Consider the following 13,768-nt stretch of genomic DNA (forward strand, 5'->3'; position numbering starts at 1 on the left):
ACGGGCTTATATGTGCGTTCTTATTAGAAGTTTGCACATCTATACTCCAAAAACAGTCCGACAACCAATTCGTGACACACGCCTCATCTCAAGGCGAACCTTTCGCCTTGGCTCCTAAGATAAAAACAAGTTCTGGAGACCAGCATGAACGCATCGCTTACGCCCAACGAAACCACGATCCAGAAGGTCAAGCTGCTGATCGACGGCGAGTGGGTCGAGTCGCAGACCACCGAGTGGCACGACATCGTCAACCCGGCGACCCAGCAAGTGCTGGCCAAAGTCCCGTTCGCCACCGCCGCTGAAGTCGACGCTGCTGTCAGCGCCGCCCAGCGCGCCTTCCAGACCTGGAAGCTGACCCCGATTGGGGCGCGCATGCGCATCATGCTCAAGCTGCAGGCGTTGATCCGCGAACATTCCAAACGCATCGCCGTGGTGCTGAGCGCCGAGCAGGGCAAGACCATTGCCGATGCCGAAGGCGACATTTTCCGTGGCCTGGAGGTGGTCGAGCACGCCTGCTCCATCGGCAGCCTGCAAATGGGCGAGTTCGCCGAGAACGTCGCCGGCGGCGTCGACACCTACACCCTGCGCCAACCGATCGGCGTCTGCGCCGGCATTACCCCGTTCAACTTCCCGGCAATGATTCCGCTGTGGATGTTCCCGATGGCCATTGCCTGCGGCAACACCTTCGTCCTCAAACCATCTGAACAGGATCCGCTGTCGACCATGTTGCTGGTGGAGCTGGCGATTGAAGCCGGCATTCCGGCAGGCGTGCTTAACGTCGTTCATGGTGGCAAGGACGTGGTCGATGGCCTGTGCACCCACAAGGACATCAAGGCGGTTTCGTTCGTCGGTTCGACCGCCGTCGGCACTCACGTTTATGACCTGGCCGGTAAGCACGGCAAGCGCGTGCAATCGATGATGGGCGCGAAGAACCACGCGGTGGTGCTGCCGGATGCCAATCGCGAGCAAGCGCTCAATGCCTTGGTCGGCGCCGGTTTCGGTGCGGCGGGTCAACGTTGCATGGCCACTTCGGTGGTGGTGCTGGTGGGCGCGGCCAAACAGTGGCTGCCGGATCTGAAAGCGCTGGCGCAGAAACTCAAGGTCAACGCCGGCAACGAGCCGGGCACCGACGTGGGCCCGGTGATTTCGAAAAAGGCCAAGGCGCGAATTCTCGATCTGATCGAAAGCGGCATCAAGGAAGGCGCGAAACTCGAGCTGGACGGACGCGATATCAGCGTGCCGGGCTACGAGAAAGGCAACTTCGTCGGCCCGACCCTGTTCTCCGGGGTCACCACTGACATGCAGATCTACACCCAGGAAATCTTCGGCCCGGTGCTGGTGGTGCTGGAAGTCGACACCCTTGATCAGGCCATCGCGCTGGTCAACGCCAACCCGTTCGGCAACGGCACGGGCCTGTTCACCCAGAGCGGTGCGGCGGCGCGTAAGTTCCAGACTGAAATCGACGTCGGCCAGGTCGGCATCAACATCCCGATTCCGGTACCGGTTCCGTTCTTCAGCTTTACCGGTTCGCGCGGTTCGAAACTCGGCGACCTCGGCCCGTACGGCAAGCAAGTGGTGCAGTTCTACACCCAGACCAAAACGGTCACGGCGCGCTGGTTCGACGACGACAGCGTCAACGACGGCGTGAACACCACCATCAACCTGCGCTGAGGAACGGCCATGAAAATCGCATTTATCGGGCTGGGCAACATGGGCGCGCCGATGGCGCGCAACCTGATCAAGGCCGGGCATTCGCTGAACCTGGTGGACCTGAACAAGACCGTGCTGGCGGAACTTGAGCAACTGGGCGGCACCATCCGCGCTTCGGCTCGCGAAGCTGCTGAAGATGCTGAACTGGTGATCACCATGTTGCCGGCTGCGGTGCATGTACGCAGCGTCTGGCTCGGTGAAGACGGCGTGCTGGCCGGGATCGGCAAAGGCGTGCCGGCAGTGGATTGCAGCACCATCGATCCGCAGACGGCGCGCGATGTGGCGGCGGCGGCTGCCAAACAAGGCGTGGCCATGGCCGATGCGCCGGTGTCCGGCGGCACAGGCGGCGCCACGGCCGGGACGCTGACCTTCATGGTCGGCGCCACCCCGGAACTGTTCGCCACTCTGCAACCGGTGCTGGCGCAGATGGGCCGCAACATCGTGCATTGCGGTGAGGTCGGCACCGGCCAGATCGCCAAGATCTGCAACAACCTGTTGCTCGCCATTTCGATGGTTGGCGTCAGCGAGGCGATGGCGCTGGGTGATGCGCTGGGGATCGACACCACGGTGCTCGCCGGGATCATCAACAGCTCTACCGGTCGTTGCTGGAGTTCGGAAATGTACAACCCATGGCCAGGCATCGTCGAAACGGCGCCGGCCTCACGCGGCTACACGGGTGGCTTCGGCGCCGAGCTGATGCTCAAGGATCTGGGGCTGGCTACCGAAGCGGCGCGTCAGGCCCATCAGCCAGTGGTGCTGGGCGCGGTGGCGCAGCAGTTGTATCAGGCGATGAGTCAGCGCGGGGAAGGGGGCAAGGACTTCTCGGCGATCATCAACAGCTATCGCAAGCCGCAGTAATCGTCGTCAGGCCTGTGCTCGCCACAGGTCTGCACATCCAATGCAGTAGGTGTTGCCGGGAAATCACGTCGGGTGGTTTCCCGGCTTTTTTGTATCAGGCGAACACGAAATATTTGCGCACGGTCTCGACCACTTCCCAGGTGCCTTTCATGCCGGGCTCGACCACGAAGATGTCGCCGGCGCGCAGGTGGATCGGCTCCATGCCGTCCGGGGTAATCACGCAGTAGCCTTCCTGGAAATGGCAGTACTCCCACTTCACGTAGTCCACCCGCCACTTGCCCGGCGTGCAGATCCAGGTGCCCATGATCTTGCTGCCGTCTTCGCTGGTGTAGGCGTTGAGGTTGACGGTGTGCGGGTCGCCCTCGAGCTTTTCCCATTTGCAGGCGTCGAGTACGGGCAGGGGATGGGTGTCGCGCAGAACGGTGATAGGTGCGGGCATGACGGCTCCAGGCCAAAGGGAGTTAGAGCCGTCACCGTAGCTTTCGCGGGTACTGTCGGAATGTCTGGGGTCGACCTCCAGATGCCTGTAAGCGCTGGGGCAAGTCTGCGTGACTCGCGAATGCGCACCATCGCTGTGCATATCAGACGGTTTTAGTACAAGCGTGCACCATAAAAGTTCAATCAATTTTTAGACTAAAACGAGATAACCATTCTGACACCTATTGCAAAACAAAATCGTCTGTACTATAACATTCGTACTAAAGAACTATTCCTCAAAACGGAGCTTTATCTGAGTCACGGACAGTCTTGAATCGGCTTTTTCTCATCTCGACAACTGACTTGGCCTTTGGCTCAAGTGTGAACTTCTATCTGTTGTTAATGAATAATGACAGTTGAATGAACCGGACAGTTAATAAGTGGCGCGGACGCAATGTCTCGCGTGCTTTGAGTTGAAGCCTTAAATGAACAGTTAATTAATTATTTGTGCACTGGCGGATTTATATCTGCGGGATACGCACGCCTATCGGAATTTTATGTGCCCGGCATCAATGGAATGAGGCTTTATTGTGGACGACATAAACGTAATTGAAGTTTCGACGACTGTTGATGGTTCAAGTGAGCTTGGCCGGCACGTCTGGGTGCGTGCCGGCAGTCGCCTGACAAACGTGCAGATCGGCGATGATTGCTTCATCGGTTTCAGATGCGATTTGCAGCACGCGTCGGTCGGCAAGTCCAGCATGTTCGCCACTGGTGCCCAGTGCTTGGGGACGGCGCAGTCGCCGGTTCGGATTGCCGAAAATGTCTGGGTGGGCGCCAAGGCCACCGTGACTGCCGGTGTTTCCATCGGTGCCGGGGCCGTGGTGGCGGCTGGCGCATTGGTGACCGCGGATGTGCCGCCGGACGCAATCGTCGTCGGTCGCCCGGCGCGGGTCATTGCCCAGCGCACTGTGGTCGAGGACGGCCGGCCGAGCCCGGAACCGGTGCTGGCCAAAGTCCGGGACCGGGCGCGCCAGGGCTTGCCGTCGATGCTCGATCGGTCCACGCAGTCGGTCGCGCGGCTCAAGTCGCTGAACCCCGACACCCTGACCTGGGACATCAGCGACGACGCCTTGATCGATGCCGAATTGCGCGGAGGGGCGTCGGTGGAGATCGCCCGGGACTGCATCCTGATCGGGCGCAGCAACCGTCAGGGCGGCATGTCACAACTGGGCGGCATTGAACTGGGCACTGGCGCTCGACTGGCGCCGGGCGTGGTGATCGAAGCGGCCGGCGGAGTGACCATCGGTGCCTTCAGCGAGCTGGCCGAAGGCGTCACGATTGTCGCGTCCACTCATGATCATTCGTTCCGCTCACTGCCTTGGGAGGAGGCACCGGTGCGCATTGGAAGTCGTTGCGTTATTGGCGAGGGCGCCATCTTGGTAGGTCCACTGAATATTGGTGACGGTGCCGTTATCAAGCCGTACTCGGTGGTTATAAGGGATGTATTGGAAAACACTGTGGTTCATGGCGTTGTTCAACTAATGGAGATTCAAGAATGATTTTATTTGCCCCCAATCCAACCGGTTCCGGTCACAACATGCGCGCGCTGTCCATCGCTCAGGCGATTAAAAAGCAGCGCCCGGACATGCCATTGACCGTGGCATTGGCTTCCTTGCAGCCGACCTTCACGCCGATGTTCGAAAAGTCCGGCGTTGAAGTTGTGGATATTGCCGGCCGTTTGGTCGATTACTCGAAAAAGAGCAACTTGTCGAAAGAACTCGACTGGAATAATTACATTGGCGGTTATATCGCCAACACCTTCTTGTCCGGCGAGCGGATTTTGTCTTACCTGGCCTTGATCGCCGAATACAAACCGACCGCCCTGGTGTCGGACTACAACATGGCCGCCTGCCTGGCCGCGATTTTCAGCGGTACGCCGCTGGTGTTCGTCACCGAGCGCTACGACTTCACCCTTTGCCAGCTCGAAGACCATGATCTGGCCGACGGCGGTTTCGAAGTCAACGCGCTGGAAATGGCCCGGGCCCGCACCGCGCTGCACAGCCAGTTCAACTGGATGATCAATCAGAGCCAACTGGTGCTGACCGACAAACCGTATGTGGCCTCTCTCGATCTGGGCACACCGGTGGCCGAAGCGCTGGTCAGCGGCAAAGCGCATTTCGTCGGCCCGATGATCCGCGACATCAATGTGCAGACTGGTTTGAACGTGCGCGAGCAACTGAACCTCGGCGACTCGCCGTTCATTGTGGCTTCGATCAGCGGCACCACGATGTTTGCCCAGAACAAGGACGCGCTGCTCGCCGCCTACCTCGACAGCTTCAAGATCCTGCGCGAGCGCAATCCGGAACTGAAACTGGTGTTGCTGGGCCGTCAGGATATCCAGGCTCAGGACGGCGTCGTCTGCGTGCCGTACTACCCGGACTGGATGGGCCTGCTGCGCGAAGCCAGCCTGCTGATTTCGGCGCCGGGCTGGATCACCGTGACTGAAATCGCCGCGATGAATATTCCGACCCTGTTCCTGTTGTCGTCCAAGTCCGAATACCACGAACTGGAAGCTCTGCGTCGTCTGGAGTTGCTGGGCTTCCCGACGCATATCGGATACGACCGTGATCGTATCGTCGAACTGATCCAGGGCGAACTGGAAAAAGACACCGGCGCTTCGACCTATTACGCACCGCATCAGCAAGTGGCTGCGCCGGATGGCGAAGGTGCCGCCCGCGCCGCGACGCGCATCATCGAGTTGTGCCAGGGCAGCGTTGTGTCGCTGGCCGAAAACAAAGCCGCTTAACCTCAAGGAAGAGGGATTCACCATGTCACTGCATCCGCAGTTTCTATTTGATCAAGGCCTCAAGGACATCGACCACGGCGGCTTTTTCGCCGTGACCGATGCCAGTGGCGAGGTGGCGATTTCCAGCGACAAGCAGTTGCAGGATCAGGTCGCCGCGACGCTTTATCAGGCCGAGCACGGCGACGATGTCGAACTGCGTTTTGCCCATGACGGGCTGATGCGTTTGCATGATGCGTCGAATGGCGGTTTTCACGAACTGGCCGACCGTTACTGGACGCCGCACGGCTCCGGGCGCTGCCGCACGCTGGCATTGCAACTGGACGCACTGGCGGCATTGATTGCCTATCAGCGCCGGGTGCCGCAGGACGCGGCGAACAATGCCGCGATCCACGGCCTGCTGGAAAAGGTCGAAGCGCTCTACGCCCGCTCCACCATCGCTGGTCTGTACAGCAGCGACTGGTCGACGCCGCTGGAGCTGGCGACCTCGATCGATCTCGACATCAGCGCCACGGCCTTGCTGGCGCGTATCGACAATCAGCCGTTGGGCCTCGGCTTGGTCGGGCACTTGCAGATTCATGCAGAAAACCTGATCGGCCGGGTGGCCGGCAGCGACAGCCAATCCTGTGTCGATGTGGCGCTGACCCGTTGCGGCGTGCGTGCTCAGGTCAGCCTGGTGCTGGCGCGACTGGCCGATGCGCGCGACGACAATGCGTTGTCGAATCTGGCCCGTTCGTTCCTGCTGCAAACCCTGGCGCTGTTCCGCGATCCGGCGTACGGCGGGTATTGGGATCGGGTCGGGATCAACGGCAAAGTGCGTTGCGACTGGCACACCTCGTACAAAAATCACGAGTCGCCATTCCCGATCAAGACTGCCTACGACGTGGCGTTGCTGTTGCAGGCGATTCAGGCCTTGCCGTCCGGCGCGAGCGAAGCGGATCGGGCTTCGGTGACGGCAGCGTTGCTGGAGTTCCATGACGCCCGCAATGGCGGTCTGTTCATGGGCAAGGGCTACTTCTGGTCGACCCCGGATGACCCGACCGTACCGTTCATTCGGCAGTTCTGGGCGCCGCCGCGTCAGCCGGGGATCTTCAGCATCGGCAACCTGACGTACCTGCCGCTGCACCTGAAAAGCCTGAAAACCCAGCTCGCCGCCGCCCACGCCTTGCAGTCCATCGCGCCGGCCGCTGCCGTCACTCATCATGACGATGCGGTGCTGGTAAACCGTGAGCTGCAAGTGATCGATGGCGGTGGTGATGTGCAGCGCATTCACCCGAATGGCGTGCCGACCATCAAGGTCGATCTGCAGCGTTATCTGGCGTGGCTGGCCAAGGCCCGGGCGTCGAATGAAACGCCCTACGGGCTGACCGCCGAAACCGCGCCGCTGGGTTTCCGTGCCGACAAGACCTGGCAGGTTTTTTCCGGGCTGCATGTGATTTCGGACTTGCACGCCCTGGGCCTGCAAATCGAAAACAAGGCCAGCCTGATCGATTGCATCAGGGCCTCGCAAAACACCGACGGCGGATTCGCCGAGCAGCCGGGGCATCTGAGCGATGTGTTCGCGACCTACTGCGCGGTGTTGTCGCTGCGAGTGCTGGGCGCGTTGCCGAACGATATCGGCGGTTGCGTGCGTTACCTGCAAGCGTGCCAAAACCCCGATGGCGGGTTCGGCGATGTGCCGGGTTTCGGCTCCGATATTTGGCACACCAACCTGGCGGTGCTGTCGCTGCACGCCCTTGAAGCCAAGGCGCCGGACGAGCAGGGCGTGATGGCGTTTGCCTTGCGCTGCCGCTCGGTCGATGGCGGGTTCGCAAACAAGCCGGGTTATCCGCCGGACGCGTTTTCGGTGTACCGCGTGGTGTCGACGCTGTTCATTCTCAACCGACGCATCGTTGATGCGGAACAGACCGTCGCCTGGCTTCAGAGCCTGCAACTGTCCAACGGCTCGTTCCATTACCGGCCGGGCAAAGCGGTCAGCCTGGTGGGTACTTACATGGCCATCGCAGCAATGTATTTGCTCGACGCGCAGCCGACGTATCTGCAGGAATCGAAAGACTGGATCGCTGCCCATCAGAAGCAGGACGGTGGATTCGGCCCGCTCAACGCGACCTCGGCGACCACCGACGAAAGCTTCGTCTGCATCCAGACGCTGCTGATTCTCGAGCAAGGGCTGTCGCAATACTGGGTCGCGTTGTTGAACTGATCCGCACACAGCATCGAAGGACGTTCAATCATCATTTTGCCAGGGGAGGCGCTGATGAAAATTTTAGTGACAGGGGGCGCGGGCTTCATTGGCTCGGCCGTGGTGCGGTTTCTGATCGAAGAGACCGAATGTGAAGTGATCAACGTCGACAAACTGACCTACGCCGGCAATCTCGAATCTCTGGCTGAGGTGTCCGATTCGCCGCGTTACCGTTTCTGCCAGGTCGACATCTGCGACAAGCCGGCGCTGGACGAACTGTTCGCACGGCTGCAACCGGATGCGGTGATGCATCTGGCCGCCGAGTCCCACGTGGACCGCTCGATAGATGGCCCGCAAGCCTTCATCGAAACCAACATCGTTGGCACCTACACGATGCTCGAAGCGGCGCGAGGTTACTGGAACCGACTGGACGCGGCGCGTCAGGCGGTGTTCCGTTTCCATCACATTTCCACCGATGAGGTGTATGGCGACCTGGAACCCGAAGATCCGGCGTTCACCGAGCGCACGCCGTATGCGCCAAGCTCGCCGTACTCGGCGACCAAGGCCGGTTCCGATCATCTGGTTCGCGCCTGGCATCGCACCTTTGGCTTGCCGGTGGTGATGAGCAACTGCTCGAACAATTACGGGCCGTATCACTTCCCGGAAAAACTGATTCCTCACGTCATTCTCAATGCGCTGCAAGGCAAGCCGTTGCCGGTGTACGGCGATGGCGCGCAGATTCGCGACTGGCTGTTCGTCGAGGATCACGCCCGCGCCCTGTATGCGGTGGTCACTCGCGGTGAGGTCGGGCAGACCTACAACATCGGCGGCCACAACGAGAAGACCAACCTCGAAGTCGTGCAGACCCTGTGCGACCTGCTTGAGGCACGCGGTGCGGAGAAGCCGCCGGGCGTTGCGCACTTCCGCGACCTGATCACCTTCGTCAAGGATCGTCCGGGCCACGACAAACGCTATGCCGTCGATGCCGGAAAAATTCACGCGACGCTGGGTTGGACGCCGCAGGAAACCTTCGAAAGCGGCATGCAGAAAACTGTCGACTGGTATCTGGATAACCGTGCCTGGTGGATGCGGGTGATGTCCGGCGCCTACGCGCTGGAGCGCCTCGGCGAGCAACGCGACGAAGCCCTCGTGGCCTGAACATTCAGTCATTCAAATCTCACTGCTTGAAAGGAAAAAAGCATGGCCAAGTACAAAGGAATTCTGCTGGCGGGCGGCGCCGGTTCTCGTCTGCACCCGATCACTTTGGGCGTCTCGAAACAGTCGCTGCCGGTGTATGACAAACCGATGATCTACTACCCGCTGTCGGTGCTGATGCTGGCGGAAATCCGCGAGATCCTGATCATCTCCACCCCGGAAGATCTGCCGGGCTTTCAGCGCATGCTCGGCGACGGCAGCCAGTTGGGCCTGAGCCTGAGCTACGCGGTGCAACCAAGCCCGGACGGCCTCGCCCAGGCGTTCATCATCGGTCGTGAGTTCGTCGGTGAAGACAACGTCTGCCTGGTGCTCGGCGACAACATTTTCTACGGCGCCGGTTTCGGTGAAACCCTGCTGCAAGCGGCGGCGCGTGATGACGGCGCGACGGTGTTCGGTTACTACGTGGCCGATCCCGAGCGCTTTGGCGTGGTGGAATTCGATGCTACCGGCAAGGCCCTGAGCATCTGCGAAAAACCGAGCGATCCAAAGTCCAACTACGCCGTCACCGGCCTGTATTTCTACGACAACGAAGTGCTGCAGATTGCCGCCGACATCAAGCCGTCGCCGCGCGGCGAGCTGGAGATCACTGACGTCAACAACGTCTATCTGCAACGTGGCAAATTGAACGTGTCGGTGATGGGGCGTGGCATGGCGTGGCTGGATACCGGCACCCACGATGCGTTGATGGAGGCCGGCAATTTCGTCCAGGCCATCGAGAAACGCCAGGGCCTGAAAATCGCCTGCCTCGAAGAGATCGCCTACCACAAGGGCTGGATCGACGACGCGCAGTTGCTGGTGCATGCGGGCAGCATGAGCAAGACCGGTTACGGTCAGTATCTGGCGCGTTTGATCAATGATGATGTGGTGGTGGCGATGGATGCGCAGCGCCCGTTGAAAGGCGCTGCCTGATCAAATGTGGGAGCGAGCCTGCTCGCGATGAGGGCTTAACATTCACTGAAAGTGTTGAATGTAAGTCAGCAATCGCGAGCAGGCTCGCTCCCACAGGTTCAGTGGCCGGTCACGCTGTCGAGTTGGGCAGCTTTGACCGTGGCGCGTGGATCGGCCGACGGAGTTTGCAAACGGGCCAGGCGATTGGCGTGCGTCGGCGCTTCGGCCGCCAGCGGCGAACGGCGTTTGCGGGTTTCTTCACGCAGCACCGGCAACACTTCCTTGCCGAACATGTCGAGTTGTTCCAGCACGGTTTTCAGCGGAATGCCGCCATGGTCGAACAGGAACAGCTGGCGCTGGTAGTCGCCGAAGTACTCGCGGAAGGTCAGGGTCTTGTCGATGATTTCCTGAGGGCTGCCGACGGCCAGTGGGGTCATTTCCATGAACTCTTCGAGGGACGGGCCGTGGCCATACACCGGGGCGTTGTCGAAGTAGGGACGGAATTCCCGGCGTGCATCCTGCGAGTTGCGGCGCATGAAAATATGCCCGCCGAGACCGACGATCGCCTGCTCCGGCGTGCCGTGACCGTAATGGGCAAACCGCGCGCGGTAGAACTCGACCAGCGCCATGAAATGCTCACGGGGCCAGAGGATGTGGCTGGCAAAAAAACCGTCGCCGTAATAAGCGGCCTGCTCGGCGATTTCCGGGGTGCGGATCGAGCCGTGCCAGACGAAGGGCGGCAGGTCATCGAGGGGCCTGGGGATCGAGGTGAAGTTTTTCAGCGGGGTGCGAAAGCGTCCGCTCCAGTTGAGGTCTTCTTCGCGCCAGAGCCGGTGCAGCAGGCGATAGTTCTCCATCGCCAGTGGCAGGCCGTCGGCGATGCTTTTGCCGAACCAGGGATAGACCGGTGCGGTGTTGCCCCGGCCGAGCATCAGGTCCATGCGGCCGCCGCAGAGGTTTTGCAGCAGCGAATATTCTTCGGCAAGGCGCACCGGATCGTTGGTGCTGATCAGGGTGGTGGACGTCGAGAGAATGATGCGTTGGGTCTTGGCTGCGATGTAGGCCAGCAGCGTGGTGGGAGAGGAGGTGATGAACGGAGGATTGTGGTGCTCGCCGGTGGCGAACACGTCCAGTCCGATGTCTTCGGCTTTCTGCGCAATTTGCAGGGTGGCCTGGATGCGCTCGGATTCGCTGGGGGTACGGGCGTTGGTAGGGTCTTGTGTGACGTCGCCAACGGTGTAGATCCCGAATTGCATAAAGCCTCCTTGCCTTGGGTAAAGGTGTGTTTGAAACCCTCGCCGCGAAGAATGAATCGTCGCGGCACTTGAAATGTACGCCTGTACACGTACAATCGCAATTCTGCATCATCGTCTGAACGGCTTTGAACACCTCATCGAGAGAGGAACGCGACATGGAACTGGGATTTATCGGTCTGGGCACGATGGGCGCACCGATGGTGCTGAACCTGCTGAAAGCCGGGCATCGGGTCCGCGTGTGGAATCGTTCGACGGCACCGCTGGAGGCACTGGCCGCGGCCGGCGCCGAAGCTGTCGAGACACCGGCGCTGGCGGCCCAGGCCGAGGTGCTGATCTCGATGCTCGGCGATGACACGGCAATCCGCTCGGTGTTCTTCGACGCCAAGGCGCTGGACGGTCTGCGGGCCGGCAGCGTTCACGTCAACATGTCCACGGTGTCCGTGGCGCTGGCCAGGGAACTGGCGGCCGTGCATGAAGCACGCGGCGTCGGTTACGTGTCGGCACCGGTACTGGGGCGTGTCGATGTGGCGGCTGCCGGCAATCTGAACATTCTCGCCTCCGGGCCCGCCGAAACGCTGGCTCGGGTACAGCCGTTGTTCGATGTGCTGGGGCGCAAGACCTGGACGCTGGGCGACACGGCCGAGGTGGCCTGCGCTGCCAAACTGTCGGCCAACCTGATGATCGCCTCGGCAATCGAATCCATGGTCGAAGCCTCGACCCTGGCCGGCGGCTACGGCATCCGTCGCGAGGCGTTCATCGAGATGATCACCTCGACCCTGTTTGCCGTGCCGGTCTATCAGGGCTACGGCAAGCTGATGGTCGATGAAACATTCGAGCCGGCCGGTTTCAAGTTGTCGCTGGGTCTCAAGGACGTACGCCTGGCGCTGGAAGCTGGTGAAGCGGCGCAGGTGCCGCTGCCGTTTGCCAGCGTGTTGAAGGACAACCTTCTGGACGGCATGGCCCATGGTCAGGCCGATCAGGACTGGGCCTCGCTGTCGAAAGTCAGTGACCGGCGTGCCGGCGTGAAGTAATCCAAAAGTTTCAAGCAACGTAACTTGTGCGCAAGTTACGTTGGCCTTTTGCGCCTTGCGTTATTGTCGGACAGTGATTGCTCTTTTATTGGGAAATGAAAGAAGTCTGATAATAGTGCTTGTAAAATGTACGACTGTAGACGTACATTTTTATCGGGGTTTAACAACAATAAAAAGTTCTGTCTGTTTTTTCGTCTGCTGATCGTAAATAAATAATAGCTAGGAGCCGTTATGAAAAATCTAATGCAATGGAACAGCCTTCCCTCCGAATCCAATGAATGGCTCGAGAAGGTGCGTGCACTGAATCCGCTGATTATTCAGCACCGCGATTACAGCGAGCAGACCAATGCGACGCACAAGGATGTGATGTCCCGATTCTTCAAGGAAGGTTTTGGCCGGACCTCGGTGTCCAAGGCGTTCGGCGGGTCCCAGGTCGATATCCAGACCACCTCGGCCCTGCTGCTGGAATTCGCCCGGTTTGACGCCTCGCTGTCCTGGCAGTTGGCAGTGCAAGTGGCGATGGGGCGCCTGTCGGACTACCTGCCGGAAGCCACTTCCGAAGCGATCTACAACCACTGCGACGGCTTCGTGATCGGCGCCATCCACTCCGGTGGCGAAGCGCTGCCGATGGGCGACGAGTACCTGCTGAGCGGCAAATGGGCGTTCGCCAGCGGCTCGGCCCACGCCGACTGGCTGGTCTGCACCGCGACCGTCAAAGGCACTGAAAACAACACTAATCCGGAAGTGCGGATGTTCTTCGTGCCCGCCAGCCAGTGCACCATCCTGCCGACCTGGGACACCCTGGGCATGCGCGGCACCGGCAGCCATCACTTCCAGTGCTCCAACGTGATCGTCCACAAGTCTTTCTCGCTGGATGTCGAAACCCTCAAGCAATCCCCCGAAGCGCGCAATTCCCGGGCCTATGCCACCGGTTACTACGAGTTCGGCACCCTGGCGGCGATGTCCACCGTGCTCGGCGTGGCCCGGGCTGCGGTCGATCACTTCCGCAATGACCGCGCCGTGAACACCGACCCGGGCCTGGAAGGGGTGATCTTCGAGAAGACCGGTCGCGCCATCTCCTCGGTGCATACCGCACAACTGCTGCTGGAAGATGCGATCCATCAGGTGATCAACCGGGGTGAAACCATCGGCGAACCGGTCAGCGCCCGCGTCGGCCTGGCAGCCTCGGTGCTGACCGAGAACTCGGTCAATGCGGTCAACCAGATCTACTCGATGGCCGGTTCCAAAGCCGTCTACAAGTCGCACTTCCTGGAGCGTTGCTTCCGCGATATCCACACCGGTTCGAAGCACTTCACGTTGTCGCCTTTGAACTTGCACGGTATCGGCAAGTATTACCTGGATAAAACCAACGTACTGGCCGCGGCGTAACAGCGGATAAATAAAG

The 13,768-nt window shown here is 60.3% G+C and carries 11 protein-coding genes; 9 read left to right on the forward strand and 2 right to left on the reverse strand.

From position 1 onward, the window contains the following. The first annotated feature begins 144 nt into the window (after positions 1–144). Together L6D74_RS28740 and mmsB are read left to right on the forward strand one after the other, a co-directional pair. Complete coding sequence (locus tag L6D74_RS28740; protein WP_011332335.1) at positions 145–1,671, forward strand: CoA-acylating methylmalonate-semialdehyde dehydrogenase; 1,527 nt, start codon at positions 145–147, stop codon at positions 1,669–1,671. Positions 1,672–1,680: 9 nt separating this feature from the next. Further along, a complete protein-coding gene (gene mmsB / locus L6D74_RS28745; protein ID WP_039772935.1) occupies positions 1,681–2,568 on the forward strand; it encodes a 3-hydroxyisobutyrate dehydrogenase in 888 nt (295 codons plus the stop codon). Positions 2,569–2,662: 94 nt separating this feature from the next. Here mmsB and L6D74_RS28750 read toward each other — a convergent pair whose 3' ends face one another. Beyond that, positions 2,663–3,007, reverse strand: a complete 345-nt coding sequence (locus tag L6D74_RS28750; protein WP_007953863.1) for a cupin domain-containing protein — start codon at positions 3,005–3,007, stop codon at positions 2,663–2,665. 640 nt (positions 3,008–3,647) lie between these two features. Between L6D74_RS28750 and L6D74_RS28755 the strand changes: the two genes are divergently transcribed. Genes L6D74_RS28755 through rfbA form a run of 5 tightly spaced genes read left to right on the forward strand, consistent with a single transcriptional unit; the run spans position 3,648 to position 10,097 of the window. Continuing rightward, positions 3,648–4,547, forward strand: coding sequence for an acyltransferase (locus tag L6D74_RS28755; RefSeq protein WP_236191479.1), 900 nt, complete (start codon positions 3,648–3,650; stop codon positions 4,545–4,547). Beyond that, positions 4,544–5,794 (forward strand): glycosyltransferase family 28 protein, encoded by a 1,251-nt coding sequence (locus L6D74_RS28760; RefSeq protein WP_236191480.1) that lies wholly within the window; start codon positions 4,544–4,546, stop codon positions 5,792–5,794. The genes L6D74_RS28755 and L6D74_RS28760 overlap by 4 nt, the downstream gene beginning before the upstream one ends. A gap of 22 nt (positions 5,795–5,816) precedes the next feature. Continuing rightward, positions 5,817–7,994 (forward strand): prenyltransferase/squalene oxidase repeat-containing protein, encoded by a 2,178-nt coding sequence (locus tag L6D74_RS28765; RefSeq protein ID WP_236191481.1) that lies wholly within the window; start codon positions 5,817–5,819, stop codon positions 7,992–7,994. A 54-nt stretch (positions 7,995–8,048) separates the two neighbouring features. Then, entirely contained in the window at positions 8,049–9,131 is a 1,083-nt protein-coding gene (gene rfbB, locus L6D74_RS28770; RefSeq protein ID WP_236191482.1) for a dTDP-glucose 4,6-dehydratase, read from the forward strand. Between the two features lie 42 nt (positions 9,132–9,173). After that, the gene (gene rfbA / locus L6D74_RS28775) at positions 9,174–10,097 is read left to right on the forward strand and encodes a glucose-1-phosphate thymidylyltransferase RfbA (protein WP_236191484.1); all 924 of its coding nucleotides are present in this window, start codon (positions 9,174–9,176) and stop codon (positions 10,095–10,097) included. A 98-nt stretch (positions 10,098–10,195) separates the two neighbouring features. On the opposite strand, the gene L6D74_RS28780 is transcribed toward rfbA, so the two are convergent. Next, positions 10,196–11,332 carry an LLM class flavin-dependent oxidoreductase gene (locus L6D74_RS28780; RefSeq protein ID WP_039772929.1) on the reverse strand — a complete coding sequence of 379 codons (1,137 nt, stop codon included), beginning with the start codon at positions 11,330–11,332 and terminating at the stop codon, positions 10,196–10,198. Positions 11,333–11,457: 125 nt separating this feature from the next. Here L6D74_RS28780 and L6D74_RS28785 point away from each other — a divergent pair, with 125 nt between their 5' ends. Continuing rightward, positions 11,458–12,363, forward strand: a complete 906-nt coding sequence (locus L6D74_RS28785) for an NAD(P)-dependent oxidoreductase (RefSeq protein ID WP_276574961.1) — start codon at positions 11,458–11,460, stop codon at positions 12,361–12,363. 231 nt (positions 12,364–12,594) lie between these two features. Then, complete coding sequence (locus L6D74_RS28790) at positions 12,595–13,752, forward strand: acyl-CoA dehydrogenase family protein (RefSeq protein WP_064593299.1); 1,158 nt, start codon at positions 12,595–12,597, stop codon at positions 13,750–13,752. Positions 13,753–13,768: the final 16 nt, after the last annotated feature.

This window comes from Pseudomonas pharyngis, assembly GCF_021602345.1.
Lineage (GTDB): Bacteria > Pseudomonadota > Gammaproteobacteria > Pseudomonadales > Pseudomonadaceae > Aquipseudomonas > Aquipseudomonas pharyngis.

Bases quoted from the DNA above. Each gene is read 5' to 3' on its own strand.
- L6D74_RS28740 (WP_011332335.1), top strand. From the start codon at position 145: ATGAACGCATCGCTTACGCCCAACGAAACCACGATCCAGAAGGTCAAG.
- mmsB (WP_039772935.1), top strand. From the start codon at position 1,681: ATGAAAATCGCATTTATCGGGCTGGGCAACATGGGCGCGCCGATGGCG.
- L6D74_RS28750 (WP_007953863.1), bottom strand. From the start codon at position 3,007: ATGCCCGCACCTATCACCGTTCTGCGCGACACCCATCCCCTGCCCGTA.
- L6D74_RS28760 (WP_236191480.1), top strand. From the start codon at position 4,544: ATGATTTTATTTGCCCCCAATCCAACCGGTTCCGGTCACAACATGCGC.
- L6D74_RS28765 (WP_236191481.1), top strand. From the start codon at position 5,817: ATGTCACTGCATCCGCAGTTTCTATTTGATCAAGGCCTCAAGGACATC.
- rfbB (WP_236191482.1), top strand. From the start codon at position 8,049: ATGAAAATTTTAGTGACAGGGGGCGCGGGCTTCATTGGCTCGGCCGTG.
- rfbA (WP_236191484.1), top strand. From the start codon at position 9,174: ATGGCCAAGTACAAAGGAATTCTGCTGGCGGGCGGCGCCGGTTCTCGT.
- L6D74_RS28780 (WP_039772929.1), bottom strand. From the start codon at position 11,332: ATGCAATTCGGGATCTACACCGTTGGCGACGTCACACAAGACCCTACC.
- L6D74_RS28790 (WP_064593299.1), top strand. From the start codon at position 12,595: ATGAAAAATCTAATGCAATGGAACAGCCTTCCCTCCGAATCCAATGAA.